Origin of the sequence: Pseudomonas sp. NFPP28 (assembly GCF_900115535.1) — a bacterium.
Taxonomy (GTDB): domain Bacteria; phylum Pseudomonadota; class Gammaproteobacteria; order Pseudomonadales; family Pseudomonadaceae; genus Aquipseudomonas; species Aquipseudomonas extremorientalis.
Genome location: NZ_FOWT01000004.1, coordinates 406734 through 433657, shown reverse-complemented (window position 1 = coordinate 433657; position 26924 = coordinate 406734). Strand labels below are relative to the sequence as shown.

Here is a 26924-nt window from a genome sequence, read left to right as displayed (position 1 = left end):
AATTCTGCGAGCGCCGCTCGTTTCTGCAAGGTATCCAGCTGTCTTCTATGAAAACCCCGTTGTGGTTCCCCCAAAGTTTCTTCTCCCGCACCCTTTGGCTGGTGCTGATCGTCGTTCTGTTTTCCAAGGCACTCACGCTGGTTTATCTGTTGATGAACGAGGACGTGCTGGTGGATCGACAATACAGTCACGGTGTTGCCCTTACCCTGCGTGCCTATTGGGCAGCTGACCCTGAGAATCGCGAAAAAATCGCCAAGGCCGCTACGTTGGTTCGTGTGGCGGGCGCGGGTGTGCCGGAAGGCGAGCAGCATTGGCCCTACAGTGAGATCTACCAGCGCCAGATGCAGGCTGAACTCGGTGAAGACACCGAGGTGCGGTTGCGCATGCATGTATCGCCGGCATTGTGGGTGCGTGCGCCGAGCCTGGGCGAGGACTGGTTGAAGGTGCCGTTGTATCCGCATCCGCTGCGGGGGCAGAAAATCTGGAACGTGCTGGGCTGGTTCCTGGCGATCGGGCTGCTTTCAACGGCGTCGGCGTGGATCTTTGTGCGTCAGCTCAACCAGCCGCTCAAGCGTCTTGTGTTTGCCGCCCGCCAGTTGGGTCAGGGGCGTAGTGTGCGCCTGCCAGTCAGCGATACGCCCAGCGAAATGACCGAGGTGTATGGCGCGTTCAACCAGATGGCGGAAGACGTCGAACAGGCTGGGCGCGAGCGCGAGCTGATGCTGGCGGGGGTGTCCCATGACTTGCGCACACCGTTGACGCGATTGCGCCTGTCGCTGGAGTTGATGGGCAACCATACTGATCTCACCGATGACATGGTCCGCGACATTGAGGACATGGACGCGATTCTCGACCAGTTCCTGGCGTTTATCCGCGATGGCCGTGATGAGGTAGTGGAAGAAGTCGACCTGACGGACCTGGTGCGTGAGGTGGTCGCGCCCTATAACCAGAACGGCGAACAGGTGCGCATGCGTCTGGAGCCGATCCGGCCGTTTGCGTTGCGTCGGGTGTCGATGAAGCGCCTGTTGAACAACCTGATTGGCAACGCCTTGCATCACGCCGGTTCTGACGTGGAAGTGGCGGCGTATGTGTCTGGCGACAGTGCAGCGCCCTATGTGGTGCTGAGCGTGATGGACCGGGGGGCGGGCATCGACCCGGACGAGCTGGAAGGCATCTTCAACCCCTTCACCCGTGGCGACCGTGCCCGGGGTGGCAAGGGCACTGGCCTTGGGTTGGCGATTGTGCGGCGGATTGCTTCGATGCATGGTGGCAATGTTGAGTTGCGCAACCGCGAAGAGGGTGGCCTGGAGGCGCGGGTACGCTTGCCGCTTGGGCTGATGTTGCCCAGGGATGCGGTATAGGCACAGTTGCAAGCTCCCGGTTTAAAGCTGCAAGAGAAAGGCGGATTGTTTTGCCTGTCCTTGCAGCTTAAAGCTTGAGGGTGCTGGCTGCTTCTCTAGCCCTTGCCCTTGGTCCTGGTCATATTTGGCCCACCATTCTTCTCCAGATGCTGAATGATGATCCCCGCCACATCCTTGCCGGTGGTGGTCTCGATCCCTTCCAGACCCGGTGATGAATTCACCTCCATCACCAGTGGCCCATGGTTGGAGCGCAATATATCCACACCCGCCACACTCAACCCCATCACCTTGGCCGCCCGCAGTGCGGTCATGCGTTCTTCCGGGGTGATCTTGATCAGGCTGGCGCTGCCGCCACGGTGCAGGTTGGAGCGGAACTCCCCCGGCTTGGCCTGGCGTTTCATCGCCGCAATCACCTTGTCGCCCACCACGAAGCAGCGGATATCCGCACCACCGGCTTCCTTGATGTATTCCTGCACCATGATGTTCTGCTTGAGACCCATGAACGCCTCGATCACCGATTCCGCCGCCGTCGCAGTTTCACACAGCACCACGCCGATACCCTGGGTGCCTTCCAGCACCTTGATCACCAGCGGCGCGCCATTGACCATGTCGATCAGGTCGGGGATGTCGTCGGGGGAGTGGGCGAAGCCAGTCACCGGTAGGCCGATACCACGGCGCGACAGCAACTGCAGCGAGCGCAGCTTGTCCCGCGAGCGGGCAATGGCTACCGATTCGTTGAGAGGAAACACCCCCATCATTTCAAACTGGCGCAGCACTGCGCAGCCATAAAACGTCACCGAAGCGCCGATTCGCGGGATCACGGCATCAAACCCTTCCAGCGGCTTGCCCCTGTAGTGGATCTGCGGCTTGTGGCTGGCGATGTTCATATAGGCACGCAACGTGTCGATCACCACCATTTCGTGGCCACGTTCGGTGCCGGCCTCAACCAGGCGGCGGGTGGAATACAGACGCGGGTTTCGCGACAGCACAGCAATCTTCATGCAGCACCTGGGGCAGATAGGGTAGAGACCGGGAACACCGGCTTGTCTTGTACGTACTTGATGCCGGGATTGACCACCAAATGGCCGTCAATCAAGGCTTTGGAACCCAGCAACAGGCGGTAACGCATGGCCTTGCGGCAGGCCAGGGTAAACTCCACCCGCCATACCCGATCACCCAGCGCCAGCGTGGTGCTGATGACATAGCGCACCTGCGCATGGCCATTGGAGCTCTTGATGGTTTTCATCGTCACCAGCGGCGCTTCGCAGCGGCGGTGACGCAGTTGCACGACGCTGCCCAAGTGTGCGGTAAAACGCACCCACTGCTCGCCGTCGCGCTCGAACGGTTCAATGTCGGTGGCGTGCAGGCTCGAGGTGCTGGCACCGGTGTCGATCTTCGCGCGCAGGCCTGCTACTCCCAAGTCGGGAAGTGCCACCCACTCACGCAGACCCACAACGGTCAAATGGTCAAATGTCTTCAATATGGATAACCGATCAATTTGCCCAGGCCTGAGGGGATATCTCGGCCAGGGCTTTAAATGCAGGCTTGGCGAACCAGTAGCCTTGCATCAGAAATATTCCACAGTCGGAGAGAAAGTCCCGTTCGCCGGCACTTTCGATGCCTTCGGCGATGACAGTAACCCCCAACTGCTCACAGATTGTGACAATCCCCTGGACGATGACCTGACGGACACGGTCCTGATCAACATCGCGGATCAGCGCCATGTCGAGTTTGATCAGGTCAGGTTGGAAGTCGGCCAGCAGGTTCAGCCCCGAATAGCCCGCGCCGAAATCGTCGATGGCGGTCTTGAAGCCGAATTCGCGATATTCACGCAGAATATTCGTCAAATGGCGATAGTTATCTACATGCTCGCTTTCCAGGGTCTCGAAAATCAGTTGGTTCAACGGAAAATTATGTACGCGAGCCGCCTCCAGGGTGCTACGGATGCACAGTTCCGGGCGGTACACGGCATTGGGCATGAAGTTGATCGAAAGGTGAGTTTGCATTCCCAAGGTTGCCGCACCGGCGATCGCCTGGGTTCGGCAGCGTTGGTCGAAGCGGTAGCGGTTGCCTTCGTTGACCTGGTTCAGCACCGACAGCGCCCCTTCGCCTTGTGTGCCACGCACCAGGGCTTCGTGGGCAAAGATCGAATGGTCCCGCAGGTCTACGATAGGCTGGTAAGCGAACGCAAAATCGAACCCTAGGGGCTCGCTTTGCTGGCAACCCACGCAGCGCTGGTTGGGCGAGGTGAGTGAAAGGGGGAATTCGGTCACAACATATCCTCGCGAAAACAGGGTGCTACCTGGCGTATCTTAGGTGAGCCTTGGGATTTATGCGTCGAAGGGTTTCAACGGTAAAGTTGCGACATTTTTCAGAGCGAGGAATTCAAGTGGCTCAAAAGCAGGAAGAGGAAGAAAAGGTCCGTCTGGACAAGTGGCTGTGGGCGGCGCGTTTCTATAAAACCCGTGCCCTGGCCAAGGCCGCCATCGAGAGCGGCAAGGTGCATCATCGTGGCGAGCGCTGCAAGCCGGGCAAAGAGCCACGTGTCGGTGATGAGTTTCAGATTCGTGCAGGGTTTGATGAAAAGACGGTCGTGGTTCAGGCGCTTTCCATCGTTCGTCGTGGCGCATCTGAAGCGCAAGCGTTATACGCCGAAACCGAAGCCAGCATCGCCAAGCGTGAAAATGCGGCGGCGATGCGCAAGGCCGGTGCCACTGGCATGACCACCGATGGCAAACCGAGCAAGAAACAACGCCGCGACCTGTTCAAGTTTCGCGGCAGTGGCAACGATGACTAGCCTCAATCGAACGGGCTTTTGTAGTGAGCGGGGCAAGCCCGCTCGCCACAGATTATTGCCGTGTTCTAACGACGCTCATTCGCCCCACTATGGGTAAACGAGCAGCCAGCCCGAACACCGGCTCCGTTACCCGCAACAACCCACCCGATACCTTCGCCGCAAACGGTGTGTAGTACCCCCAGCCCAACGCCAACAGTGCCAGCAACACTCCGCCGATGTAATCGTCTTGCCCCCAATGTGCCCCCGCCACCAGGCGCGGCATCATGAACAGCAGCGTCAGGGCCCAGATCACCAGCACCTGGCCGATGCGCTTGGCGAACACGGTCATGAACATCCCCCAGATCAGCAGCACCGACGCATGGTCCCCCGGGAAGCTCTGACTCGAACGGTCCTTCAACTCCCAGGTCTTCTCCAGGCCCGGGAAGTAGTCACTCATCTGGATCGCCCCGCTGATCACCATGGACGGGCTATTGTGTTGCCAGCCCATGTGCGCGGCGAGTTTGGAAAACAGCATGCGGATAAACAGCAACAGCAACAGAATGCCGACAAAACCTAACAAGGCTTGGCGTACTTGCACCGCCTTGAACACCCAATCGCCGCGAATCAACAGCATCAGCAGAATCACCCCGACCACTGCATCGAACGGTCGCAAACTGGCGACAGCCCACACGTGCAGCCATGTGGAGCTGCTCGCCAGCGGGTCATTGAGCAGGTGAAACAGCCACTCGTCGAACATCACACACAGCATCTGGCCCGTGGGCCACAGCCAAAAACACAGCAACCCGATAGCGAGTAGATTGCAGACGGCCCATCGCCCGAGGTTCCACTTGGCTTGGAACAAACCCGGATTGTTCATAAACTGTCCCTCATGGCTCTAGAAACCGCACCAAAACGGTGCTAAAGCGTTTAATTCTATAAACCTTGTAATCATTTTGTCATCAATTCAGATACCCAGACCTATGACTGATCTACCGGATACCGACTTCACCCAACGCTTCATCTTCGACGAGAGCGACGCCCGCGGCGAACTGGTCTCGCTGGAGCGCAGCTATGCCGAAGTCCTTGCCAAGCACCCTTATCCGGAGCCGGTCGCGCAACTGCTCGGTGAGCTGATGGCCGCGGCAGCGTTGCTGGTGGGCACCATGAAGTTCGACGGTTTGCTGATTCTGCAGGCGCGTTCCGAAGGCCCGGTGCCGATGCTGATGATCGAATGCTCCAGCGAGCGTGAAATCCGTGGCTTGGCCCGTTATGAAGCCGATCAGATCGCGCCGGATGCCACCTTGTCCGACCTGATGGCCAACGGCGTGCTGGCAATTACCATCGACCCGACCGAAGGCCAGCGCTATCAGGGCATCGTCGATCTGGATGGCGAAACCCTGTCGGACTGCTTCACCAACTATTTCGTCATGTCCCAGCAGGTGGGCACCAAGTTCTGGCTTAACGCCGACGGCAAGCGCGCCCGCGGCCTGTTGTTGCAGCAATTGCCGGCTGACCGTATCAAAGACGACGATGATCGCGCAGAAAGCTGGCGGCACATCATCGCCCTGGCTGACACACTGAAAGCTGAAGAATTGCTGGGCCTGGACAACGAAACCATCCTGCACCGCCTTTACCACGAAGAGGCCGTGCGACTGTTTGACGCACAGGGCCTGCGCTTCAACTGCAGTTGCTCGCGTGAGCGTTCGGCCAATGCGCTGGCCAGCCTGGGCCTGGAAGATGCGCAAAACCTGGTGGTGGAGCACGGTGGCCATATCGAGATCGACTGCCAGTTCTGCAACGAGCGCTACCTGTTCGATGCGGCCGATGTAGCGCAATTGTTCGCCGGCGCAGGCATCGACACCCCTTCCGACACCCGCCACTAAAACGTTTAAGCACAGGTAAATCACCTGACAAACGCCGGATTAGCGCAGTTCTGACGGGAGGGCCCTACTCTTTTTGGGCTTTTCTGGCATAATCCGGCCCACTTTTTTCGCGGTAGTAGTGCGCAACTTTCTACTACAAAACGTTTGGAGCACTCGGCCATAGGCCGACGGGGAACCTCATGACGCAAGCCAACAACGCCGTATACACCGATCTGAGTGTTGACGATCTGGTTAAAGAAGCCCTGCAGCGTGGTGAAGGCGTGCTCGCCGATACTGGCGCGCTGGTCGTCGAAACCGGTCACCGTACTGGCCGTTCGCCGGTCGACCGTTTCATCGTTGAAGAGCCATCCACCCAGGCTTCCATCGCCTGGGGCCCGATCAACCGCAAGTTCCCGGCCGACAAGTTCGATGCCCTCTGGGCTCGCGTCGAGGCATTCAACAACGCGCAAGAGCATTTTGTTTCCCACGTTCACGTAGGGGCTTCCGAAGACCACTACCTGGCTGTGAAAATGACCACCCAGACTGCCTGGCAGAACCTGTTCGGTCGTTGCCTGTTCATCAACCCGGCCCAGTACAACCCGGCCGGTCGTGACGAGTGGCAAGTGCTCAACGTGGCCAACTTCGAATGCGTGCCAGAGCGTGACGGCACCAACTCCGACGGTTGCGTGATCCTCAACTTCGCACAGAAAAAAGTCCTGATCGCCGGCATGCGCTACGCCGGTGAAATGAAAAAAGCCATGTTCTCGGTGCAGAACTTCCTGCTGCCGGCTTCCGACGTACTGCCGATGCACTGCGCCGCCAACATCGGCGAAGCAGGCGACGTGACCCTGTTCTTCGGTCTGTCGGGCACCGGCAAGACCACCCTGTCCGCCGACGAAAGCCGTTACCTGATCGGTGACGACGAACACGGCTGGGGCGAAGGCGTGGTGTTCAACATCGAAGGCGGTTGCTATGCCAAGTGCATCGACCTGTCCGAGAAGAACGAGCCGGTCATCTGGAAAGCCATCAAGCACGGCGCCGTGCTGGAAAACGTGGTGATCGACGAAGCTGGGCACGCCGACTACACCAACGTCAGCCTGACCCAGAACAGCCGCGCCGCCTACCCGCTGGAGCACGTGGCCAAGCGTTCCGAGAAGAACCTGGGCGGCGAGCCAAACGCGGTGATCTTCCTGACCTGCGACCTGACCGGCGTACTGCCACCGGTGTCGATCCTCAGCGAAGAACAAGCGGCCTACCACTTCTTGTCCGGCTACACCGCACTGGTAGGCTCGACTGAGATGGGTTCCGGCGGCGGCATCAAGTCGACCTTCTCCACCTGCTTCGGCGCACCATTCTTCCCGCGCCCGGCTGGCGAATACGCTGAACTGCTGATCAAGCGTATCCGTGGCTTCGGCTCCAAGGTCTACCTGGTCAACACCGGCTGGACCGGCGGCGGCTACGGCGTCGGCAAGCGCTTCAACATCCCGACCACTCGCGGCGTGATTGCAGCGATCCAGAGCGGCGCGTTGGTCGGTGCTGAAACCGAACACCTCGACACCATCAACCTCGACGTGCCATTGGCCGTACCGGGCGTTGAGACCGGCCTGTTGAACCCACGTAACACCTGGGCCGACAAGGCTGCCTACGACGAAGCGGCGAAGGCGCTGGCCGGTCTGTTCATCGAGAACTTCAAGAAGTTTGAAGTGAGCGATGCGATCAAGGCCGCGGGTCCCAAGTTGTAAGATTCAGTCGTTGTGAAAAAGCCGCCTCTTGTGAGGCGGCTTTTTTGTGCGTGTCGGATTAGTCGGCGATATGTAAAACCACTGCGCCGACCAGTACCAGCACAACCCCCAGCACCTGCACCGCCGACAACCGCTCCTTGAAAAACATGAATCCCAGGATCGCCGCAATCCCGCCCGACAACGTACTGATCACCGTCACCACCGAAACCGACCCCGCCATCGCCCCCCATGAAAACGCCGAGAACCCGCCGAGGTTCATCAAGCTCGCCCCGGTCAGCGTCGCGCAGTTTTTCAGCGGTGGGATTTTCAAGCCGTCCTTGATCTTCAACACCATCACCAGCAGTACGCACAGGCCCACCAGGTAACCCAGCCACAGCATGGTGATCGGTCCCAGCGCCGGCAGTGTGTAGCGGCCTTGCAGCCAGAAGCTGGTGCCATACAGCAGGGCGGCGAGCATGGCGTAGGCGATCGACTGGCTGGGGTTGTTGTGGGGGACGCCGTTGTCCTTATGGATGCTGGAGAGGATCACGCCGATTACACACAGGGCGATGCAGCCCAGTTGCGTCGGGCTGATGTGTTCACCGCTGGCCCAGGACAGAAGTGTGGTCACCACGCCGTAGGAGGTCACCAGCGGCGCCACGATGGCGGCTTTGCCCAGGGCGAAGGCCTTGGACAGTGCAAGAGCTCCGGAGACAGTGAACAGGGCGGCAGCGATGCCCAGCAGCCAGACGCTCAGCGCGGCGTCGAGGGCTTTGAACAGGAAGGTCGGGAGGATGACCAGCAGCAGGGTCATGATCAGAAAGCCCAGCGCCTGGCCGAAATACACCGCGCGTTTTACGCCCACGGCGCGGGCGTTGAGGCCCACGAGAAAATCCGTGCCGCCCCAGAGCAGGGCGGCCAGCAGGCCCATTGTTACGTCCATGTAAGATCCTTGTTGTTTTGAGCACGCTCATCGAATGTGGGAGGGGCTTGCCCCTTCCCACATTTGAGTACCGGTGTGCCTGGAGTTTGTGTTCGCTCAGCTCAGGTTTTCCAGCGTCTGCGTGTCCCAGCTGTGGGTCTTGATCGCCAGGTAGAGCATGCCGATGGTCAGCGGCACTTTTTCGCCGCGCCCCTTGGCCCGGCGCTTGAGGAACACATCAAACACCGGCGGGTTGAAGTAACGATAAGTGTCGTAGTCACCCAGGTCGAGGGCGAATTCCTGCTCCAGCGCTTCCATCAGGTGCTTGGCCTCACTGCCGTCGCAGCCCAGGTCGAAGTTGATCGAAGTTTGCAGGCGGATCGTCTTGTGTTTTGGCAGGCCGATTTCTTCGTGCAAGAGCTGCAGGAGTTGCTGCATAACGGGGTCTTCGGGGAAGTTGGGGGCGAGGTTCATGGTGGGGGCACGCAGGAGTGGGTGATTGGCTTTTACTTTGCAATAGATATTCTGAGTGCTCAATAACCCGATGCCTGTCACGAAGGCGATTATCGGCAGGCTCCCAAGCTGAGCACCTCTGATCCATGAGGTGGCATACAACAGAAGTATTGGGCCGGTGACCAAGAGGCAGAGTCCAAACCATCTTCTGAGCACTGGTAGCCTTATTGACCTGTCAATTATGGCGGCCAGTGCGATGAGGAGGAGCAGATAAATCCATTCGATGTATTCGTTCATCGTCTTAGCCACTCTGGAGCTGTTGAGCCGTGGCCGATATGTTGAGTCCTTTCAATGTTCACTTGTATTTGCCGGGGCTGCTGAAAGGGCGCCAGTTTCAGTCAGAGAAAGGTGAGTTTTATAGAGGGGTGGGCAGGAGTTTTAAGCAGTTTCAGAAGGGGATGTCGTGGTATTTGGAGGTTTCTTACAGGGCTTTCCGGGATTTGTGGCTTGCAGTGACTTAACAGCAAAACAGGCAAGTGATGTGAGGGGGGGCTGGGGTGTGTCAGTTGCCGACCGGCCTACTCACACACCGCTCAAAAATCGCCTCCAGCCCCCGATAATCACAGGCCACCGCATCAATATTCGCTGGTATCCACGCCGCGTGCTTCACCAGCCACCAGTTCACTGAAAATCCGGCATTCACGATGATCTGCTCGAAAAAGATCCGTTGTGCTCGGCCATTACCTTCGCGGAAGGGATGGATGACGTTGAGGTCGCCGTAGGCTTCGGCAATCTGCTTCACCAGCTGGGCCTGGCTCGCCCCGACATACCAGTTCGCTGCCTCCATTTGCCGGATGATCTTCGCCGCTTCCGGCGGGATGCGTTCCGGGGTGCAGAACAGCGTGTCGCCCTTCTGGATGTTGACGCTGCGCAGTTCACCGGCCCAGTCGTAGAGGTCGCCGAACAGGACGCGGTGGATGTGTTGCAGGCGTTCGAGGTCGTAGGGCGGCGGGAAGAGAGGGAGGTTGCCTACGGCGATTTCGGATAATTCCCGCTCGGCCTGGTGCAGTTGGGTTTCGTCGTGCAGATCGAGGCGGTTGCGCAGGACGCTGCTACCGGGATAGCAGTACGGATCCTGGCCCACCCCGTATTTGTCGAGCATCAGCGTGGGGTGTTGCGGTACTTGGCAAGGACGGCTTCACGGGTCGGCAAGGGCTTGTCGACGTCGGCCGGTTGGGTGTCGAACCCTTCCAGGCGCAGGCTGGCCAGGTAATTGGAACGGCGGATCTTGTGGTAATGATCCTGTTTTTGCTCAAACGTCGGTTCGCTCATGGCAGCGTACTCTTGGGTAGCAAGGCTTGATTGTAGCGCAATGCTTCAACAGGCAGGCGGGATAAAAACCACGTCACATTCTGTATAAATAATCCGCCAGCCCACGCATTTCGGAGTATGTTTCACCGCAAAATCTTGCAGGGCGATTCCGCCCGCTACTTAAAGGGAGTTAAGCATGGGTTTGCTGCGTGTTGCTTCGGCAATGTCATTGTGTGCGGTCGCGTTTTCAGTCCAGGCGGCGCAATTGCCGATTGAAGTGCTCAGTGCGGTGGTCAAGGACCAGAAAATCGCCGACGCCGAGGTGTTGCTGCAACGCAACGGTGCGCAGAACGTAGTGGGCCGTACCAACGCCCAGGGGCAAGTGACCCTCACCAGCGAAGCCGCAGACGATGCCACCAATCTTCTGATCATCAAGAAGCCCGGCTACTCGAACCTGGTGGTGAAGTGCCCATGCGCCGGCATGACGTATGCCATCAGCCCGGTGATGGAAAACCTCGACGGCCTGCGTGTGGTACTGACCTGGGGCAAAACCCCGGAAGACCTCGACTCCCACATGATCTTCCCTGGCAACAATATCTACTTCGAGAACAAGACGGGCACCGACGCTGAACTGGACGTGGATGACGTCGACAGCTACGGCCCGGAAACCATCACCCTGCAGAAAAAACACTACGGCGAAAGCTACGTGTATGCCGTGCATGACTTCACAAACGGAGGCAATCCAGGCTCGCGCCAGCTGTCCAACAGCGAAGCCAAGGTATTCGTGTACATGGGCCAATCGCTGGTGCGTACCTACTACGTGCCGAAGAACCGCAGCGGCAACCTGTGGACCGTGTTCCGCATGACCGGCAGTGGCGACTTCCAGGACATCAACACCTTCAGTGGCGTGACGGTGAACGCGGCGAACGTGCTTAACGAAGTCAAACCGTTGCTGGATGACAGCGTGGCCGTTACCGCTGTGGCGGTGAGCTCTTCTGCACAAGCCGATGCAAAACGTCTGAACGTGCAAGGTGAAGCGGCTTACCAGGCCGGCAAGCTGGACCAGGCTATCGACCTGTTCCGCCAGGCTATCGAGTTGGACAATGGTTTTGGCAAGGCCTACGGCAACCTGGGCCTGGCGTATCAGAAGGCCGGCAACACCGCCGAGTCGATCTGGGCCAATCGCAAGGCTATCGCCCTCGCCACGGGCGCGAACGCTGCGACGGTGCGAGCGGGCGCTTACTACAACATTGCGCGGATCTACGAAGCGGCGGGGCAGTTCCCGGATGCGTTGCGTCACTACCAGTTGGCCAAGGAGCAGAAGGCTAACCCGGTGTATGACACGGCGATCGAGCGGGTGCAGAACCGCTGATACACAGCGACAAATGCTCTACCGACAACGCGCCTTAGCGCGCGTTGTTTGTTTGGGCGCGATTACAGGCGCGAGGCAGCGTCCAGGTCCATCAACCCACGCCCATAGGCTTCGCTGTTGGCGTAGATGCCTGTTCGATTGGCGGTGCTGAGCAGGCGGTCACGCACTTGTTGCGGCGTCATTTCGGGAAAGCGACTTTGCAAGGCAGCCAAGGCGCCGCTGACCAGCGCAGCGGCTGGCGAAGTGCCGGCCGTAGGTCCGTAGCTGCCGTCCTTGTTGGTGGTCAACAGCCCTGCACCACCGTCACCTCCCGGTACCGCGATGCACCAGCGGGCCGCGAGGCCGCAATAGTTGGACTTGAGATTGATGGCGGTGCCGTCGCTCTTGAGTGCCATGACGGCTATCCAGCCCTTCTCCAGTTCAGGCACCAGTGCCGGCAGGCCGGGCTCGGCAAGCGGCTCACGCTTGACCTCATTGCCGGTGGAAAACACGAAAACAGCACCCTCGGCGACCAGCTTTTTCGCCACGTCCAATGAGTCCCCCATCAAGCGTTCATAGATGGGAACTTCGTTGGTGTTGGCTTCGATGGGATTGGCCCATGAGTTGCTGAAGATCCGTGCGCCCTTTGTGTGTGCGAGCGTCCAGGCCTGGGCAATTTCACTGTCAAAATAAAAAGGCTCCTTGTCATCACCGAAGCGCATGGGAATCAACTGGGCGTTAAACGCAATGCCGTGGATGCCCTGGTCGTTCTTGTTGGCGGCGAGAATACCGGCCATCTGGGTGCCGTGACCCTTGATATCGAGGGTTCCCGGCTGGTGGCGCACAAAGTCGTAGCCCGGGTCGGCCACGCGACCGTTGAACTCAGGCAGGTCCTGGTTCAGGCCTGAATCAATCAGTGCCACTTTGACACCCTGGCCTGTGCCACCCCGTGCGTAGAGTGCTGATGCCTTGACGACGGGCAGGGCTTTTTGCGCCAGGTACTCGAGGGTTTCAAAGCGCTGTGTATCCGGCTCGGCGGGCTTTGGGGAGGGTGGGGTCACGCACCCCAACAGCAACAGCGGCAATGTGAGCAGGCTCAGGCGTAGCGATGGGAATACTGGCTTGTGCGACATTCACGACTCCGGGTCGGGCGCTTGTGATCAGGCATGTTAATGTCTTCGTTTTTGCGTCGGCCTGCTGGTTTTCTCTGTATCAGTTTGTAGCGTTTATCCCCGACCTATTCTCGATCGCTGATCTATGTTTTTGACTCCCTCAGCGGTCAATGGAGTGACAGCCTATGCACGACACCCTCCAACAGGTCTTTGGTTATCCACAGTTTCGTCCGGGCCAGGAAGAAACGGTCAGCGCCATACTGGCCGGGCGTTCGGCGGCCGCTATTTTCCCTACCGGGTCGGGCAAGTCCCTGTGTTACCAGCTGTCGGCGGTATTGCTGCCGCACCTGACGCTGGTGGTATCGCCGCTGTTGGCGTTGATGCAGGATCAGCTGGGTTTCCTGCAGCGCCATGGCATTGCGGCGGGCAGTATCGACTCGGCCCAGAACCGCGATGAGGCCAATGAGGTCATGGCCCGTGCGCGGTCGGGCGAACTCAAGATCCTGATGATTTCGGTGGAGCGCTTGAAGAACGAGCGCTTCCGTAACTTCCTGCAAAGTGTGCGGATCTCGTTGTTGGTGGTGGACGAGGCCCACTGTATTTCCGAATGGGGCCACAACTTCCGTCCGGACTATCTGAAACTGCCGGACTACCAGCGTCAGTTCAATATCCCACAAGCACTGCTGCTGACGGCGACAGCCACGCCCAAGGTGATTGCCGACATGCAGGCCAAGTTCGCCATTGCCCCGGACGATGTGGTCACCACGGGCTTCTACCGGCCCAACCTCAACCTGCTGGTGGAGCCGGTCAGCGGTGCGGACAAGCGTCGCCGGCTGGTGCAGTGGATGAGTGAGCGCGTCGACCAGCCGAGCATTGTCTACGTTACCTTGCAGAAAACCGCCGAGCAGATTGCCGAGCACCTGAATCGCAACGGCATCCAGGCCGAGGCCTATCACGCGGGTCTGCCCCACGATAAACGCGAGGGCATCCAGCAGCGCTTCATGGGTGGACGCTCCAATTGCATCGTCGCCACCATCGCGTTTGGCATGGGCATCGACAAGAGTGATATCCGCAACGTGGTGCACTTTGACCTGCCCAAATCCATCGAGAATTATAGCCAGGAGATTGGCCGGGCGGGGCGTGATGGGCAGCCATCCGACTGCCTGGTGCTGGCCAATCGCGACAGCCTCAATGTGCTGGAAAATTTCGTGTACGGCGATACGCCAGAGCAGGAAGGTATCCGGCGGGTGCTGGAAGAGTTGCAGGCCGCACGGGGCGATGGGCAGTGGGAGTTTTTGCTCAGGTCCTTGTCGGACCTCAGCAATATCCGCGAGCTGCCGTTGAAGACGCTGCTGGTGCAGTTGGAGCTCAAGGGCGTGATCGCGCCGCGTTACGCGTTTTATGCCGAGTACCGTTTCAAATACCTGGTCGAACCTGAGGCTTTGCTGGCACGTTTCTCCGGTGAGCGGCAGCAGTTTGTCGCGGCGATCATCCAGGTTTGCAAGCGCGCGAGGAGCTGGGCGACAGTGGATTTCGACGTGCTGTATCAGCAGCACAACGCCGAGCGCAATCGGGTGGTGAAGGCGCTGGATTATTTCCAGGAGCAGGGCCTGATCGAACTGGAAAGCAAGCAAATGACCGAGGTCTACAGCCTGCTGGAGACCGATTTCGATCCACAGGTGTTGAGCGCTGAGTTATACACAGGCTTCAAGCAGCACGAGGTGGCAGAAGTCGCGCGGATTCACGCCATGCTCGATCTGTTTGCCACCGAACACTGCCTGGGGCAGCGCCTGGCACAGTACTTTGGCGATGAAAATGCACCGCAGCGTTGTGGGCATTGCTCGGTGTGCCACGGTCATGTTGCGCGCCTTCCTTCGCCGCCGGGCTTGCCGCCACTTGTGGATAAGAACTTCATGGAGCTGTGCGGCGATTTTATCCACAGGCATCATGAACACACCGGGCAACTGCCTGGCGCGGAACGCCTGACGCGTTTCCTCGGGGGCATCAGCGTGCCGTTGTTTACCAAGCTGAAGGCGCGAGGTATTCCGGGTTTTGCTGTGCTGGAAGAGTATCCGTACGCCGAGGTACGCGAGTGGGCCCAGGCCCATTTGAATGACCTGTAACTCACTTTCACGAGATGACCCGATGCCTGATACCGTACCGCAACGCGCCGATTTCCCTCACTTCCAGCCGATCATCACGCGTTGGCACGACAACGATGTGTATGGCCATGTGAACAACGTGACCTACTACAGCTTCTTTGACACGGCAGTGAATACCTACCTGATCGAGCAAGGTGGTCTGAATATTCAGGAAGGCGATGTGGTGGGGTTTGTGGTGAGTTCGGCGTGTGATTACTTTGCGTCGATCGCCTTTCCCGAGCGCATCGACATCGGCCTGCGGGTGGGCAAGCTGGGCAACAGCTCAGTGCAGTACGAGTTGGCGGTGTTCAAGGCGGGCGAAGAAGACGCCTGTGCGGCGGGGCGGTTTGTGCATGTGTTCGTGGATCGGGGGACGAACCAGCCGGTGACGATTCCGGGGCGGTTGCGCGAGGCATTGCAGCGGTTGATCACCCTGTAGGAGCCGGCAAGCCGGCTCCTACACTCAGCAACTATCAGTCGCGGTAGTGATGCTTGTTCTTGCGATGCCCATAGGCATGACCGCGCCCACGGTGGTCGTCACGGTCATAACGGCGGTGATCACGGCCACGGCTGCGACGGTCGTCGTCATCGCTCTTGTTGCCCATGTAGTTGCCCAGTGCGCCACCGGCACCACCGCCGGCCGCTGAACCGATCAGTGCGCCGGTGCTGCCGCCGACACTGCGGCCCACAACGTTGCCGCCGGCTGCGCCCAATGCGCCGCCAATAGCGGCTTCGCCACGGCTGCGCTTGTCGGCGCCCACCGCACTACCACCCGCGCCACCCAAGGCTGCGCCGATGGTCGAACCTGTGTTGCCGCCTAGCTGCTGGCCAACGACCGAACCCAGAACCCCGCCCAATGCGCCGCCCACACCGGCTTCGGTGGTGCCACCGGCCATGGCTGCGCCACTGACCAGGCCAAGGGACAACAAGAGAATCGAGGAGAACTTCATTAGGGAGACCTCAAGAGGATGACGGCGCGATCCTGAGGCTGTATCTGGATTGTGACAATAGAAATCCGACCAGTAGCACGAGTTGTACACAATTATATAAGTTACTGTTTTTACTCGGGAACTTAAGTCTGTTTTGCGAGTCTTTAGCTACTTCGGAACGGCCGCTTTTATGCAAAAGCGGCCTTTTTTGTGCTCGAAATTCCTTTTGCGGGTAATTCCCTGTGGCGAGCGGGCCAATACAAGCCTGCCCACCACAACGGTCCTGATCAGGCCGAGCGCGCCATGATCAAGCCATTGTCACTCGCCGCTTCCAACCGGATCGCCACGAACTTCGACGTCGGTGTATGGCTGCCATCCCCGGTGCTTTCCAGCGGCACCAGCGGGTTCACTTCCGGGTAGTAAGCCGCAGCCTGCCCCGCCGGAATATCGAACGCCAGCAAGGTAAAGCCCTTCACACGGCGCTCGCGACCGTCCTCCCACAATGACACGATGTCGGCCTTCTGCCCCGGCTTGAAGCCCAGGCGGATGATGTCGGCTTCGTTGACGAACAGCACGTCACGCTGGCCCTTGACCCCACGGTAGCGGTCGTCCAGGCCGTAGATGGTGGTGTTGTACTGATCGTGGGAGCGCATCGATTGCATGATCAGGTCCGGTACGCGGCCGGTCGCGTGGGTGCGTTCGTGGATCAAGTCCTTGGGCAGGATGTTCGGGCGGAAGTTGGCGCGGCCCGACGGGGTATTCCAGCGGCGCGCGCCCGCGGAGTTGCCCAGATAGAAACCGCCCGGATGCTTGATCTTCTCGTTGAAGTCCTTGAAGCCGGGAATGGTGTCGGCAATCAGGTCGCGGATGCGGCTGTAGTCGGCCACCAGCCAGTTCCAGTCCACCGGCTTGCTGCCCAGGGTCGCGGCAGCGATACCGGCCAAGATTGCCGGTTCGGATTTCATGAGTTTCGACAGCGGCTGCAACTGGCCATTGGAACCGTGGACCATGCTGAACGAGTCTTCCACCGTCACCGCTTGCGGGCCTTCGGCCTGGATATCGATGTCGGTACGGCCCAGGCACGGCAGGATCAGTGCATCTTTGCCGTGCATCAAATGGCTACGGTTGAGCTTGGTGCTGATCTGCACGGTAAGGTCGCAATTGCGCAGGGCTTCGAAGGTACGCAGGCTGTCCGGCGTGGCTTGAGCGAAGTTGCCGCCCAGGCCGATAAACACCTTGGAGCGGCCTTCGAGCATGGCGTGGATGGCTTCCACTACGTTGTGCCCGTTTTCACGCGGCACCTGGAATTGGAAGCGACGCTCCAGGGAATCGAGGAACGCCACCGGAGGGCGTTCGTTGATGCCCATGGTGCGGTCGCCCTGCACGTTACTGTGGCCACGCACCGGGCACAGGCCGGCGCCTGGGCGGCCGATATTGCCGCGCAGCAGCATCAGGTTGGCGATTTCCTGGATGGTCGGCACCGAATGGCGGTGCTGGGTGATGCCCATCGCCCAGCACATGATCACGTTCTTGCCTTTGGCGTACATGCGCGCGGCTTGCTCGATCTCGACCAGGGTCAGGCCGGACTGTTCGACGATCTCATCCCAGGAGGTATCGTCGATCTTGCCCAGGTATTCCAGCACGTTGGCGGTGTGCTCGTTGAGGAAGTCGTGGTCGAACACGGCCTCCTTGCCTTCGGCCTGGGCCTGGCGCTCCCACAGCAGCAGGAACTTGGCCATGCCGCGCAGGATGGCCATGTCGCCACCCAGTGCCGGGCGGAAGTAGGCGGTGTTGGTTGGCTTGTCGCCGTTGGTGAGCATTTCCAGCGGGTGTTGCGGGTGCTGGAAGCGTTCCAGGCCGCGCTCTTTGAGTGGGTTGATGCACACCACCTGAGCGCCGCGTTTAACCGCTTCACGCAGCGGTTCGAGCATGCGCGGGTGGTTGGTGCCGGGGTTCTGGCCCCAGACGAAGATCGCATCGGCATGTTCGAAGTCATCGAAGGTCACGGTGCCTTTGCCGACGCCCACGCTTTGCGCCAGGGCAACGCCGCTGGCTTCGTGGCACATGTTCGAACAGTCCGGGAAGTTGTTGGTCCCGTAGGCGCGCACGAACAATTGGTACAGGTAGGCCGCTTCGTTGCTGGCGCGACCCGAGGTGTAGAACTCGGCCATGTCAGGGCTGGGCAGGGCGTTGAGGTGCTTGCCGACCAGGTCGAAGGCCGCTTCCCAACTGATGGGCGTGTAGCGGTCGGTTTCGGCGTCATAGCGCATCGGCTCGGTCAGGCGGCCCTGGTATTCCAGCCAGTAGTCGCTCTGTTCCAGCAAGGCGGTGACGCTGTGCTTGGCGAAAAATGCACCATCTACACGGCGCTTGGTAGCTTCCCAGTTGACCGCCTTGGCGCCGTTTTCGCAGAACTTGACCATGCCGCTCTCCGGCGAGTCACCCCAGGCGCAGCCCGGGCAGTCGAAGCCGCCGTTCTGGTTGGTCTTGAGCATCATGCGCAGGTTTTTCAGCGCGTTGTCGCTGGTCAGCCAGGCTTGCGCCACGCTGATCAGTGCGCCCCAGCCGCCGGCCGGGCCTTTGTAGGGCTTGTAGCGCGGGGTCGGGGTTTGGTCGGCTTGGTGGTGCTGGCTCATGGCTGGTTCTCCATCGCAGGGCTGTAGACCCGCGGCGCACTTTTCTGCGGCAGGTGGATGAGATTGAGGTTATGCCGGCGCGCCCATTGCAGGGCGAGGCCGGTGGGTGACGACAGGCTGACCAGGGTCTGGATGCCCGCGCGCAGGACTTTCTGGATCAACTCCAGGCTGCAACGGCTGGTAACAATCGCCAGGCCGCCTTCGGTCGGAATTTTTTGGCGGATCAATGCACCGATCAATTTATCCAGGGCGTTATGTCGGCCAATGTCTTCGCGGCCCAGCAACAATTCGCCCTGGCCGTTCATAAATACGGCGGCATGCACGGCGCCGCTGTACTGGCCCAAGGGCTGGAACGCGCTGATGCGTTGGCGCAGGCCATCCAGCCATTCGGCAGGCGGCAAAGGCGCGCCCGGCAGTACATCAAGGTCAGGCAATGCTTGTTCTACCGCCTCTACACCGCACAGACCGCAACCACTGGTGCCGGCCAGTTGCCGGCGCTGTTGCTTGAGGTTCCAGAAGGAACGGCTGGAGATCTGCACCTGAGCGTATTGAGCCGAGCCTGATCCGCTGAGTTTTAGATCATAAATGTCGCTAACGTCGGCGATAATGCCGCTGCCTATGCTGAAGCCGACGATAAAGTCTTCCAGGTCTGTCGGCGTCACCAGCATTACCGCTTGGCTGATGTCGTTGTAGGCAATCGCCAACGCCACTTCCTCGGCCAGGGCTGTGCTGGCGAATTCCGTATGTTCGAGATTGCAATACCCGTAGCTCTGGCTGGCGGCGGGCGCTGGCGTTTCAAGAGCGGGCGCCGCGCAGACTGGGCGCTTGGCGTTCATGGGGCAGTACCACCGGCGGATTGATCAGTGTTTAGACTAGGCGCGACAAAGCGTCGCGTCTAATCGCCAGTACTGATCTTCCGATAGATGACGTCGATCAAGACTCGTTTTGCGATTTCTGATACAGCGCGAAACACGCCTCTGCCAGCGCCGAGCGCGGTGCACTGCGGCGCATGATCAAGCCCAGGCGCGCGAGTGTATGGGCGTCTTCGATCGGCTGCAGGCGCAGATGCTCGGTGAGTGCATCCAGGCCACCGTCCAAAGGCATCACGGCGCAGCACAAGCCGCCATGCACGGCTTGCAACAACTGATGGACGGCGTCGGTCTGCAACAATGGCTGCGGGTTGAGTCCACGGCTGTGGAAGTTGTGGTCGATGGATTGGCGAAAGTGCATGCCGCTGGTGAGCATGCCCAGGGGCAGTTCGATCAGGGCTTCCCAGCTCAACGGCGTGTCGCCAAAGCTGAAGAAGCGCTGGTCGTAGAGCAGGCCCATGCGGGTTTCGCCCAAGGCCAGCGAGTCGAAACGCTCGGTGTCCAGGCGCTCCAGGTAAGACACGCCCAGGTCCAGGCGATTGCTCGCCAGTTGCTCAAGGATCTGTTCGGAGCTGAGCGCCGACAGCTCGAAACGCAGGTTCGGGTGTTCTTTGTGCAGTTGCTGCATCAACGCCAAGGGATCGAAGCTCGACAACGGCACCACGCCCAGGCGCAATGTGCCGACGAGGTTGCCGCGACAGGCGGCCGCTTCGGCCTGCAAGCCGTCATACGCCGCCAGCACCGTGCGTGCCCAGGCCAGCACGCGCTCACCGGGGGCGGTAAAGCCCTCGAAGCGCTGGCCGCGATTGACCAAAGGCAGGTCCAGCTCTTCTTCAAGGCTGCGCAGGCGCATCGACAGTGTCGGTTGAGTGATGTGGCAACGCGCGGCCGCCTGGCCGAAGTGGCGGGTCTCGTCGAGGGCGATGAGGAATTTCAGCTGTTTGATGTCCATCTTCGCTCCAGGGCTTATTCCAATGGCGGGGGGATTCTAGCGCGTTTGGGTCTTTTGCCGGGTTGGAACCCAAGTCGGTAGGACTGGTCTAGTCTTGGGCATCTGGAAATCAATTAACAAGGAGCGCGCACTATGAGCATTTTCAGCTTTATCAAGGAAGCCGGCGAAAAGATTGTCGACCTGTTGACGCCGGGTAATGCAAACGCCAGTGAGCAGTTGAAGGAGCACGTGGCCAAAGTGGGCCTGGGTAATCCGAATGTGCAGACCACGGTGGATGGCGACAAGGTGACCGTGACCGGTGAAGTCGCCACCCAGGAAGAGAAAGAGAAGATCCTGCTGGCGCTGGGCAACATTGCCGGTGTGGCCAGTGTGGATGACCAGATCACTGTTTCCGGGCCTGTTGTGGCTGCCGCCCGTTTCGTCGTGGTGAAAAAGGGCGACACACTGAGCGCGATTTCCCTGGCGGTGTATGGCAACGCCAACCAGTACAACAAGATCTTCGAAGCCAACAAGCCGCTGTTGTCGCACCCGGACAAAATCTACCCAGGGCAGACGCTGCGTATTCCTGAGTAAAACGCAGGACGAAAGGTGGGATGGGGCTTGCCCCCGATGGTGGTGTGTCAGTGACTGAATGTGGCTCTGATGCACAGCAATCGGGGGCAAGCCCCCTCCCACATGGGGTCAGAGTCCGGCAATGAGATCTCGGTAGTCGTCGACCGCCGCAAATTCCGCCGTGTCCTTCGGACCTTTCTTGCTGTCCGGCTCCTTTACCGCCAACAAATGCCCCACGCCAAACGCCTGGGCGCTGCGCAGGATCGGCAAGGTGTCATCGATAAACAGACTCCGTGCCGGGTCGAAGCCGATATCGGCTTGCAGGGCATCCCAGAACTGCGGGTTCTCCTTGGCGAAACCGTAATCGTGGGAGCTGATCAACCGCTCGAAATACGGCGCCAGTTCAATGCGTTCCAGCTTCAATGACAGGGAATCACGATGAGCGTTGGTGATCAGGATCACGCGCTTGCCGGCCCGTTTGATTGCCGCGAGGAAAGTGTCGGCATCCGGGCGCAGGGCGATCAGGTGCGCGGTTTCCAGCTTGAGTTCGCGCACCGGGATCTTCAGCTCAGTGCTCCAGAAATCCAGGCAATACCACTGCAACTGTCCGGCGTTACGCTCGAACAACGGCTGCAACTCCATCTCGGCCATGGCGCGGCTCACGCCATGCAGTTCGGCGTAGCGCTGGGGCAGGTGTTCCATCCAGAAGTGGTTGTCGTAATGCAGGTCGAGCAGGGTGCCGTCCATGTCCAGCAGGACAGTGTCGATGGCGTGCCAGGGCAAAGAGGGCATGGGGCGGTCTCATGTAAGTAAAGATATCCGACACAGACAATCGGAAAAGCCACGGTATAGTACCCCGATCACGCCAAGGAGCCGCTCATGCGCCAGAAACCCACCGTCCTCGCCCGCGAAATAGTCGCCAGTAGCCGTTTGTTCCGCGTGGAGGAAGTGCAATTGCGCTTCTCCAATGGCGTTGAGCGGACCTACGAGCGCCTGGTGGGTCGCGGTGCCGGCTACGGCGCGGTGATGATTGTGGCCATGATCGACGCAGACCATGCGTTGCTGGTGGAAGAATACTGCGGCGGCACCGACGAATATGAGCTGTCGCTGCCCAAGGGGTTGATCGAGCCCGGTGAAGACGTACTGGCGGCGGCCAATCGCGAACTCAAGGAAGAGGCGGGCTACGGCGCACGGCAGTTGGAGCACCTCACGGAACTGTCGCTGTCGCCTGGCTACATGAGCCAGAAAATCCAGGTGGTACTGGCCACCGACCTCTATGAAGAACGCCTGGAAGGCGATGAACCTGAGCCGATGCGTGTGGACCGGGTCAACCTGCGCGAGTTGTCGATGCTGGCGCAAAATGAGCAATTCAGCGAAGGTCGGGCCCTGGCCGCGCTGTACCTGGTACGAGACCTGTTGACCCAGCGAGGAGCGTTTAACGCATGAGCGAACTGTTTTTAGGCCACCCGTTTATTGCCCCGGTGATCGAGCTGGCCCGTCAGGCCGGTGAAGTGATCCTGCCGTACTGGCGCGCTGACGTGGCCGTTACGTCCAAAGCCGATGATTCGCCGGTGACGGCCGCGGACCTGGCCGCTCATCACTTGATCCTGGCCGGCCTGACCGCGCTGGACCCGAGCATTCCGGTGCTGTCCGAAGAAGATGCCGATATCGACCAGAGCGTGCGCGCCGGCTGGCAGCGCTGGTGGCTGGTAGATCCGTTGGATGGCACCAAGGAATTCATCTCCGGCAGCGAAGAATTCACCGTGAATATCGCCCTGATCGAACAGGGCCGCGTCGTGTTCGGCGTGGTCTCGATGCCCACCAACGGCCGTTGCTACTTCGGTGGCGCCGGCTTGGGTGCCTGGCGATCCGATGTGAATGAAGCGCCCAAGCAGATCCAGGTGCGTGAAGCACCGGCAGCGGGCGAGTCGTTCACCGTAGTTGCGAGTCGTCGGCATACCAGCGCGGAGCAGGAGCGTTTGCTGGGCGGGCTGAGCGAAGGCCTGGGCGCATTGAAGCTGACGAATATCGGCAGCTCGCTGAAGTTCTGTTTGTTGGCCGAGGGCAGTGCGGACTGCTATCCGCGCCTGGCGCCGACCTCGCAGTGGGACACGGCGGCAGCCCAGGGCGTACTCGAAGGCGCGGGGGGCGAAGTGTTGGAGCTGAGCGGTGAGCCATTCAGCTACCCGGCGCGGGCATCGTTGTTGAACCCGTTCTTTTTGGCGTTGCCGGCCAAGGCTGCGTGGCGCGAGCGCTTGCTGACCCTGGCCAGATCCTGAGGCGGAAGGTGGGAGGGGTGTGGCAGTCAGCGGTGCAGGACGTACTGCCCGGTAAAGGCCACTGCACGCTCCTCGCTGCCTTCATTCACAACCCACGTCTCCAGCGTGATGCGCGCGCGGCCATAGCGCTGGTACGTCGCTAAAAAGCGCTTCCACACCTTCTCCTCCGGCGCCTGGCACACCACCGTTGCATCCCGCGTGACCGGCAGCGGATAGCTGATCTGCCCTTCCTGAATCACGATGTGCCCGTCTTCGATGCCTTCTTCACGCAGTTGCAAGTGCAGCCAGCCCCAACCCCCCAGCACTGCGCCGCAATACAGGCTACCGCCGAACATGGTGCTCTTGTGGTTGATGTTGGCGTGCAAGGGCAGATGCAGTTCCAGCCGCCCGTGTTGCCAGTCGAGCACCTTGAGGCCCATTTCCCGGGTGAGGGGGATGTCGTGGTGAAGGATGGATTCCAGGTAACGGCTGTCGCGGTTCATGGGGGCCTCTTGGCGAGTGGGAGCGGTCATTCGTCATCGCCGCTTTGGTTGGCGAAATTCAGGCCGTGCTTGCGCAGCTTGTCGTGCAAGGTCTTGCGCGGTACGCCGAGGGCTTCGGCGAGGCTGCGCATGGAGCCGTGGGGGCGGGTCAGCTCAGCGGCGATCAGGCTTTTTTCGAATTGCTCGACCTGTTCGCTCAGGCCTCCCGAGGTGGACGTCAACACGCCGGCGGCAGGGTTGTCCGGCGTGGCATCCAGTGCCAGTTCCAGCCCCAGTGCGAAGCGCTCGGCGGCGTTTTGCAGTTCGCGTACATTGCCCGGCCAGTTATGGCGCAGCAGCAGGGCGCGCTGGCCCGGTTGCAGTTCGTGCAGCGGCAGGCCGTGACGACTGCTGGCTTCATCGGCGAAGTGCTGGAACAGCATCAAGGCATCCTCACCCCGCTCACGCAGCGGCGGAATACGCAGCGGCGCGACGTTGAGTCGGTAATACAAGTCGGCACGGAAGCGACCCTGGTCGGCGGACTGGCGCAGGTCTTCCTTGGTGGCGGCGATGATGCGGATATCCAGCGGGATCAGTTGATTGCCACCCAGCCGCTCCACCACACGCTCCTGCAGCAGGCGCAAGAGTTTGACCTGCACGTCCAGGCTCATGCTTTCGATTTCATCGAGGAACAAGGTGCCGCCGTTGGCGAACTCGAACTTGCCGATGCGGCGTTTCTGCGCGCCGGTGAAGGCACCAGGCTCGTGGCCGAACAGCTCGCTTTCGACCACCGATTCAGCCAGCGCCCCGGCGTTGATCGCCACGAACGGCCCGCTGCGGCGGCTCGACAGGTCGTGCAGCGCACGCGCCACCACCTCTTTGCCGGCGCCGGTTTCGCCGAGGATCAGCACATCGGCCTTGGTCGCAGCCAGGGCGCCGATCTGTTCACGCAGGCGCAGCATTTGCGGCGAATGCCCGACCAGTCGCGTGCTCAATTGCTGACGATCGCTGAGGGCCAGGCGCAGGCTGCGGTTGTCCAGTACCAGGCGGCGCAGAGCCAGGGCACGGCGGACGCTGTCGAGCAGGGCGTCGCTGGCGAAGGGTTTTTCCAGAAAGTCATAGGCACCGGCGCGCATGGCTTGCACCGCCAGCGGCACATCGCCATGGCCGGTGATCAGCAGCACCGGCAGGTCCGGGTCCTGGCCGTGCAGTTCGGCGAGCAGCTCCAGCCCGTCCATGCCGGGCATGCGGATATCGCTGACCACCACCCCCGGCCAGTCCCGTGACAGGCGTGCGGTGAGGCCGCTGGCTTCGCCCAGGGGCAGGACTTTCAGCCCGGCCAGGTCCAGGGTCTGGCACAGCGCCTGACGCAGGTGTGGATCGTCGTCGATCAACACCACCTGAATCTGGTTATCGATACTCATACACTGCGGTCCTCGGACGGTTGCAGACTGACGCCCGGCGAGCCGGCACGCAATTTCAAGGTTAACAGCGCGCCGCCTTCCTTGTGGTTGGCAAACAGCAGTTCGCCGCCGAAGGCACGCATCAGGGTTTCGCAGATCGCCAGCCCCAGGCCCAGGCCCTGGGTGCGTGTCTTGGTGGTGTAGAACGGCTCGCTGGCGCGCCCCAGGGCCTCCATGCAAAAACCCGGGCCGTTGTCGCGAATGTACAGGTTGACGCCCTGTTCGGTGGTTTCGGCACTCAGCCAGAGTCTGCGCGGCGGGCCTTTTTCGGTGAGGGCGTCGAGGGCGTTGGCCAGCAGGTTGCCCAGCACCTGGCGCAGGCGGGTTTCGCCGGCTTGTACCCACAGGGTGGCCTCCGGCAAGTCGCGGATCAGTTCCACCTCCATCGACCGTCGCCGCTTGGCCAGCAACGCCAGCGCATCGTCGAGCGCCGGTTGCAGGGCCACGCTTTCGGGCGCATGGCGGTCGCGACGGGCAAAAGCGCGCAGGTGGGCGATGATCGAGGCCATGCGCCCGGTCAGTTCGCTGATCAGCTTGAGGTTGCCGCGGGCGTCATCGGTGCGTTCATGGTCGAGCAGGATTTCGGCGTTTTCCGCGTAGCTGCGGATGGCGGCCAGGGGCTGATTAAGTTCGTGACTGATGCTCGCCGACATGGTGCCCAGCGCCGACAGTTTACCCGCTTGCACCAGGTCGTCCTGGGCTCGTACCAACTCCTGCTGGGCGTGTTCGCGCTCCAGCACTTCCTGTTTCAGGCGCCGGTTGAGGCCCTCCAGGTCACTGGTACGCTCGACTACCCGCGCTTCCAGCTCGCGCCGGGCCTTGGCTTCGAACGCAATGCGCTCCAGGTAGTGACGGCGACGTTGCATCATCAGGCCCAGCAGCAACATCAGCACCAGCAGCGTCGCGCCGCCGACGGCAACCACGGTGCGCACCGGGCGGTTGATCAACGAACGTGGCGCAAGGATTTCCACATTCCAGCCCGTTTCGGCGATGGCGGTGGATTGGCGCAGCCACGCGGTGCTGCTCAGGCTCAACGGCTGCGGGTCGCGGGTCGGGTAGGGCTGGATGGCGATGATGGCCTGGCGTTCTTCAGCGGTCAGCGGACGGGTTGCGCGGAATCGCCATTGCGGGCGCGAGGTCAGGATCACCACGCCGTTATGGTCGGTGACCAGCAGTTGTTCCGGGGTGTTGCCCCACAGGCTTTCGGTGTGGTCCAGGTCGACCTTGACCACCAGTACACCGATGATCTTATCGCCATCACGTACGGCGGCGGCGAAGAAATAACCGCGCTTGGCCGATGTAGTGCCCAGGCCGAAAAACCGCCCCAGGCGCCCGGCCATGGCTTCGCTGAAATACGGGCGGAACGAGAAGTTGCGCCCGACAAAGCTGTCTTGTTTATCCCAATTGGACGCCGCGAGGGTCTTGCCGGTGGTGTCCATCAGGTACATCACTTCCACCCCGGCCTGGGCGGCGACCTCCTTGAGCAGCAGGTTGGCGTTGACCAGGTTGGTGCTGACGTTGGGCGCGTCCAATGCAGTGCGCAGGGCCGGCAGGTCGCCGAGGATTTGCGGCAGCACTTCATAGCGGTGCAGGGTGCCGAGCAGGTTGGCGACGTACAGGTCGAGGGTCTGGCGGTTCTGGCCGGCCAGTTCGCTGCGGTAATAACGCTCGGCCAGATGCTCCAGCGGCCACAATAGCGGCGCCAGGCAAAGCGCCAGGAGGGCGAGGCTGCGCCAGCGGGGTCTGTGCGGGAGGGGTGGAGTCATGGGAGTC

27 protein-coding genes are annotated in these 26924 nt (G+C 60.6%); 10 read left to right on the top strand and 17 right to left on the bottom strand.

Annotated elements, in window-relative coordinates; translation table 11 throughout:
• Positions 1-47: 47 nt before the first annotated feature.
• Complete coding sequence (locus BM110_RS13420; protein ID WP_071492496.1) at positions 48-1361, top strand: ATP-binding protein; 1314 nt, start codon at positions 48-50, stop codon at positions 1359-1361.
• Positions 1362-1456: 95 nt separating this feature from the next.
• Here the strand turns inward: BM110_RS13420 and rimK are convergent, their stop codons facing one another.
• The 3 genes from rimK to BM110_RS13405 are packed head-to-tail and all read right to left on the bottom strand — an operon-like array spanning position 1457 to position 3634.
• Entirely contained in the window at positions 1457-2362 is a 906-nt protein-coding gene (gene rimK / locus BM110_RS13415) for a 30S ribosomal protein S6--L-glutamate ligase (RefSeq protein ID WP_010214091.1), read from the bottom strand.
• The gene (locus BM110_RS13410) at positions 2359-2823 is read right to left on the bottom strand and encodes a retropepsin-like aspartic endopeptidase RimB (protein ID WP_371322030.1); all 465 of its coding nucleotides are present in this window, start codon (positions 2821-2823) and stop codon (positions 2359-2361) included. Before BM110_RS13410 ends, rimK begins: the two co-directional genes overlap by 4 nt.
• A 31-nt stretch (positions 2824-2854) precedes the next feature.
• Positions 2855-3634: a S6 modification regulatory phosphodiesterase RimA gene (locus tag BM110_RS13405; RefSeq protein WP_092248543.1), complete on the bottom strand. Its 780-nt coding sequence runs from the start codon at positions 3632-3634 to the stop codon at positions 2855-2857.
• Positions 3635-3750: 116 nt separating this feature from the next.
• Here BM110_RS13405 and BM110_RS13400 point away from each other — a divergent pair, with 116 nt between their 5' ends.
• On the top strand, positions 3751-4158 hold the full coding sequence (locus BM110_RS13400) for an RNA-binding S4 domain-containing protein (RefSeq protein ID WP_093121663.1): 408 nt from the start codon (positions 3751-3753) through the stop codon (positions 4156-4158).
• A 52-nt stretch (positions 4159-4210) separates the two neighbouring features.
• On the opposite strand, the gene BM110_RS13395 is transcribed toward BM110_RS13400, so the two are convergent.
• A complete protein-coding gene (locus BM110_RS13395; RefSeq protein ID WP_093513574.1) occupies positions 4211-5014 on the bottom strand; it encodes a phosphatase PAP2 family protein in 804 nt (267 codons plus the stop codon).
• Between the two features lie 103 nt (positions 5015-5117).
• On the opposite strand from BM110_RS13395, the gene hslO reads away from it, so the two are divergent.
• Together hslO and BM110_RS13385 are read left to right on the top strand one after the other, a co-directional pair.
• Positions 5118-6020 carry an Hsp33 family molecular chaperone HslO gene (gene hslO, locus BM110_RS13390; RefSeq protein WP_071492491.1) on the top strand — a complete coding sequence of 301 codons (903 nt, stop codon included), beginning with the start codon at positions 5118-5120 and terminating at the stop codon, positions 6018-6020.
• Positions 6021-6199: 179 nt separating this feature from the next.
• The gene (locus BM110_RS13385) at positions 6200-7741 is read left to right on the top strand and encodes a phosphoenolpyruvate carboxykinase (protein WP_071492490.1); all 1542 of its coding nucleotides are present in this window, start codon (positions 6200-6202) and stop codon (positions 7739-7741) included.
• 58 nt (positions 7742-7799) lie between these two features.
• On the opposite strand, the gene BM110_RS13380 is transcribed toward BM110_RS13385, so the two are convergent.
• The 4 genes from BM110_RS13380 to BM110_RS13360 all read right to left on the bottom strand — a co-directional run bounded on the left by BM110_RS13380 (position 7800) and on the right by BM110_RS13360 (position 10427).
• On the bottom strand, positions 7800-8663 hold the full coding sequence (locus BM110_RS13380; RefSeq protein ID WP_256575404.1) for a DMT family transporter: 864 nt from the start codon (positions 8661-8663) through the stop codon (positions 7800-7802).
• A gap of 96 nt (positions 8664-8759) precedes the next feature.
• Complete coding sequence (locus tag BM110_RS29835) at positions 8760-9392, bottom strand: DUF1493 family protein (protein WP_231999477.1); 633 nt, start codon at positions 9390-9392, stop codon at positions 8760-8762.
• 265 nt (positions 9393-9657) lie between these two features.
• On the bottom strand, positions 9658-10257 hold the full coding sequence (locus BM110_RS13365; RefSeq protein WP_093513573.1) for a putative adenosine monophosphate-protein transferase Fic: 600 nt from the start codon (positions 10255-10257) through the stop codon (positions 9658-9660).
• Positions 10257-10427, bottom strand: a complete 171-nt coding sequence (locus BM110_RS13360; protein WP_016979054.1) for a YhfG family protein — start codon at positions 10425-10427, stop codon at positions 10257-10259. The genes BM110_RS13365 and BM110_RS13360 overlap by 1 nt, the downstream gene beginning before the upstream one ends.
• Positions 10428-10602: 175 nt before the next feature.
• Here BM110_RS13360 and BM110_RS13355 point away from each other — a divergent pair, with 175 nt between their 5' ends.
• Positions 10603-11778, top strand: a complete 1176-nt coding sequence (locus BM110_RS13355) for a tetratricopeptide repeat protein (RefSeq protein WP_092248522.1) — start codon at positions 10603-10605, stop codon at positions 11776-11778.
• A 62-nt stretch (positions 11779-11840) separates the two neighbouring features.
• On the opposite strand, the gene BM110_RS13350 is transcribed toward BM110_RS13355, so the two are convergent.
• Positions 11841-12890 carry a S8 family peptidase gene (locus BM110_RS13350; RefSeq protein WP_093513572.1) on the bottom strand — a complete coding sequence of 350 codons (1050 nt, stop codon included), beginning with the start codon at positions 12888-12890 and terminating at the stop codon, positions 11841-11843.
• Between the two features lie 164 nt (positions 12891-13054).
• Between BM110_RS13350 and BM110_RS13345 the strand changes: the two genes are divergently transcribed.
• Positions 13055-14992: a RecQ family ATP-dependent DNA helicase gene (locus tag BM110_RS13345; RefSeq protein WP_092248516.1), complete on the top strand. Its 1938-nt coding sequence runs from the start codon at positions 13055-13057 to the stop codon at positions 14990-14992.
• Positions 14993-15014: 22 nt separating this feature from the next.
• The gene (locus BM110_RS13340; protein ID WP_093513571.1) at positions 15015-15449 is read left to right on the top strand and encodes an acyl-CoA thioesterase; all 435 of its coding nucleotides are present in this window, start codon (positions 15015-15017) and stop codon (positions 15447-15449) included.
• A 34-nt stretch (positions 15450-15483) separates the two neighbouring features.
• Here BM110_RS13340 and BM110_RS13335 read toward each other — a convergent pair whose 3' ends face one another.
• The 4 genes from BM110_RS13335 to BM110_RS13320 all read right to left on the bottom strand — a co-directional run bounded on the left by BM110_RS13335 (position 15484) and on the right by BM110_RS13320 (position 20396).
• Positions 15484-15960 (bottom strand): glycine zipper domain-containing protein, encoded by a 477-nt coding sequence (locus BM110_RS13335; RefSeq protein WP_058424794.1) that lies wholly within the window; start codon positions 15958-15960, stop codon positions 15484-15486.
• 266 nt (positions 15961-16226) lie between these two features.
• A complete protein-coding gene (locus BM110_RS13330; RefSeq protein ID WP_092248511.1) occupies positions 16227-18575 on the bottom strand; it encodes an FdhF/YdeP family oxidoreductase in 2349 nt (782 codons plus the stop codon).
• Positions 18572-19411, bottom strand: coding sequence for a formate dehydrogenase accessory sulfurtransferase FdhD (gene fdhD, locus BM110_RS13325; protein WP_093513570.1), 840 nt, complete (start codon positions 19409-19411; stop codon positions 18572-18574). The genes BM110_RS13330 and fdhD overlap by 4 nt, the downstream gene beginning before the upstream one ends.
• A 97-nt stretch (positions 19412-19508) precedes the next feature.
• Positions 19509-20396, bottom strand: a complete 888-nt coding sequence (locus BM110_RS13320; protein ID WP_092248505.1) for a LysR family transcriptional regulator — start codon at positions 20394-20396, stop codon at positions 19509-19511.
• 132 nt (positions 20397-20528) lie between these two features.
• Here BM110_RS13320 and lysM point away from each other — a divergent pair, with 132 nt between their 5' ends.
• Positions 20529-20969 (top strand): peptidoglycan-binding protein LysM, encoded by a 441-nt coding sequence (gene lysM / locus BM110_RS13315; protein ID WP_071492479.1) that lies wholly within the window; start codon positions 20529-20531, stop codon positions 20967-20969.
• A 108-nt stretch (positions 20970-21077) separates the two neighbouring features.
• Here lysM and yrfG read toward each other — a convergent pair whose 3' ends face one another.
• Positions 21078-21740 (bottom strand): GMP/IMP nucleotidase, encoded by a 663-nt coding sequence (yrfG, locus tag BM110_RS13310; RefSeq protein ID WP_093513569.1) that lies wholly within the window; start codon positions 21738-21740, stop codon positions 21078-21080.
• An 87-nt stretch (positions 21741-21827) separates the two neighbouring features.
• On the opposite strand from yrfG, the gene nudE reads away from it, so the two are divergent.
• Together nudE and cysQ are read left to right on the top strand one after the other, a co-directional pair.
• Entirely contained in the window at positions 21828-22394 is a 567-nt protein-coding gene (nudE, locus tag BM110_RS13305; RefSeq protein ID WP_071492477.1) for an ADP compounds hydrolase NudE, read from the top strand.
• Positions 22391-23227, top strand: coding sequence for a 3'(2'),5'-bisphosphate nucleotidase CysQ (cysQ, locus tag BM110_RS13300; RefSeq protein WP_071492476.1), 837 nt, complete (start codon positions 22391-22393; stop codon positions 23225-23227). Before nudE ends, cysQ begins: the two co-directional genes overlap by 4 nt.
• Positions 23228-23253: 26 nt before the next feature.
• Here cysQ and BM110_RS13295 read toward each other — a convergent pair whose 3' ends face one another.
• The 3 genes from BM110_RS13295 to BM110_RS13285 are packed head-to-tail and all read right to left on the bottom strand — an operon-like array spanning position 23254 to position 26917.
• Complete coding sequence (locus BM110_RS13295; RefSeq protein WP_092248499.1) at positions 23254-23709, bottom strand: YiiD C-terminal domain-containing protein; 456 nt, start codon at positions 23707-23709, stop codon at positions 23254-23256.
• Positions 23710-23735: 26 nt separating this feature from the next.
• On the bottom strand, positions 23736-25112 hold the full coding sequence (locus BM110_RS13290; RefSeq protein WP_071492474.1) for a sigma-54-dependent transcriptional regulator: 1377 nt from the start codon (positions 25110-25112) through the stop codon (positions 23736-23738).
• Positions 25109-26917 carry a sensor histidine kinase gene (locus BM110_RS13285; RefSeq protein WP_092248496.1) on the bottom strand — a complete coding sequence of 603 codons (1809 nt, stop codon included), beginning with the start codon at positions 26915-26917 and terminating at the stop codon, positions 25109-25111. Before BM110_RS13285 ends, BM110_RS13290 begins: the two co-directional genes overlap by 4 nt.
• Positions 26918-26924: the final 7 nt, after the last annotated feature.

Excerpts from the sequence above, each read along its gene's own strand:
- BM110_RS13420 (WP_071492496.1), top strand. The coding sequence starts at position 48 with ATGAAAACCCCGTTGTGGTTCCCCCAAAGTTTCTTCTCCCGCACCCTT.
- rimK (WP_010214091.1), bottom strand. The coding sequence starts at position 2,362 with ATGAAGATTGCTGTGCTGTCGCGAAACCCGCGTCTGTATTCCACCCGC.
- BM110_RS13395 (WP_093513574.1), bottom strand. The coding sequence starts at position 5,014 with ATGAACAATCCGGGTTTGTTCCAAGCCAAGTGGAACCTCGGGCGATGG.
- hslO (WP_071492491.1), top strand. The coding sequence starts at position 5,118 with ATGACTGATCTACCGGATACCGACTTCACCCAACGCTTCATCTTCGAC.
- BM110_RS13385 (WP_071492490.1), top strand. The coding sequence starts at position 6,200 with ATGACGCAAGCCAACAACGCCGTATACACCGATCTGAGTGTTGACGAT.
- BM110_RS13380 (WP_256575404.1), bottom strand. The coding sequence starts at position 8,663 with ATGGACGTAACAATGGGCCTGCTGGCCGCCCTGCTCTGGGGCGGCACG.
- BM110_RS29835 (WP_231999477.1), bottom strand. The coding sequence starts at position 9,392 with ATGAACGAATACATCGAATGGATTTATCTGCTCCTCCTCATCGCACTG.
- BM110_RS13365 (WP_093513573.1), bottom strand. The coding sequence starts at position 10,257 with ATGCTCGACAAATACGGGGTGGGCCAGGATCCGTACTGCTATCCCGGT.
- BM110_RS13360 (WP_016979054.1), bottom strand. The coding sequence starts at position 10,427 with ATGAGCGAACCGACGTTTGAGCAAAAACAGGATCATTACCACAAGATC.
- BM110_RS13355 (WP_092248522.1), top strand. The coding sequence starts at position 10,603 with ATGGGTTTGCTGCGTGTTGCTTCGGCAATGTCATTGTGTGCGGTCGCG.
- BM110_RS13350 (WP_093513572.1), bottom strand. The coding sequence starts at position 12,890 with ATGTCGCACAAGCCAGTATTCCCATCGCTACGCCTGAGCCTGCTCACA.
- BM110_RS13345 (WP_092248516.1), top strand. The coding sequence starts at position 13,055 with ATGCACGACACCCTCCAACAGGTCTTTGGTTATCCACAGTTTCGTCCG.
- BM110_RS13340 (WP_093513571.1), top strand. The coding sequence starts at position 15,015 with ATGCCTGATACCGTACCGCAACGCGCCGATTTCCCTCACTTCCAGCCG.
- BM110_RS13335 (WP_058424794.1), bottom strand. The coding sequence starts at position 15,960 with ATGAAGTTCTCCTCGATTCTCTTGTTGTCCCTTGGCCTGGTCAGTGGC.
- BM110_RS13330 (WP_092248511.1), bottom strand. The coding sequence starts at position 18,575 with ATGAGCCAGCACCACCAAGCCGACCAAACCCCGACCCCGCGCTACAAG.
- fdhD (WP_093513570.1), bottom strand. The coding sequence starts at position 19,411 with ATGAACGCCAAGCGCCCAGTCTGCGCGGCGCCCGCTCTTGAAACGCCA.
- BM110_RS13320 (WP_092248505.1), bottom strand. The coding sequence starts at position 20,396 with ATGGACATCAAACAGCTGAAATTCCTCATCGCCCTCGACGAGACCCGC.
- lysM (WP_071492479.1), top strand. The coding sequence starts at position 20,529 with ATGAGCATTTTCAGCTTTATCAAGGAAGCCGGCGAAAAGATTGTCGAC.
- yrfG (WP_093513569.1), bottom strand. The coding sequence starts at position 21,740 with ATGCCCTCTTTGCCCTGGCACGCCATCGACACTGTCCTGCTGGACATG.
- nudE (WP_071492477.1), top strand. The coding sequence starts at position 21,828 with ATGCGCCAGAAACCCACCGTCCTCGCCCGCGAAATAGTCGCCAGTAGC.
- cysQ (WP_071492476.1), top strand. The coding sequence starts at position 22,391 with ATGAGCGAACTGTTTTTAGGCCACCCGTTTATTGCCCCGGTGATCGAG.
- BM110_RS13295 (WP_092248499.1), bottom strand. The coding sequence starts at position 23,709 with ATGAACCGCGACAGCCGTTACCTGGAATCCATCCTTCACCACGACATC.
- BM110_RS13290 (WP_071492474.1), bottom strand. The coding sequence starts at position 25,112 with ATGAGTATCGATAACCAGATTCAGGTGGTGTTGATCGACGACGATCCA.
- BM110_RS13285 (WP_092248496.1), bottom strand. The coding sequence starts at position 26,917 with ATGACTCCACCCCTCCCGCACAGACCCCGCTGGCGCAGCCTCGCCCTC.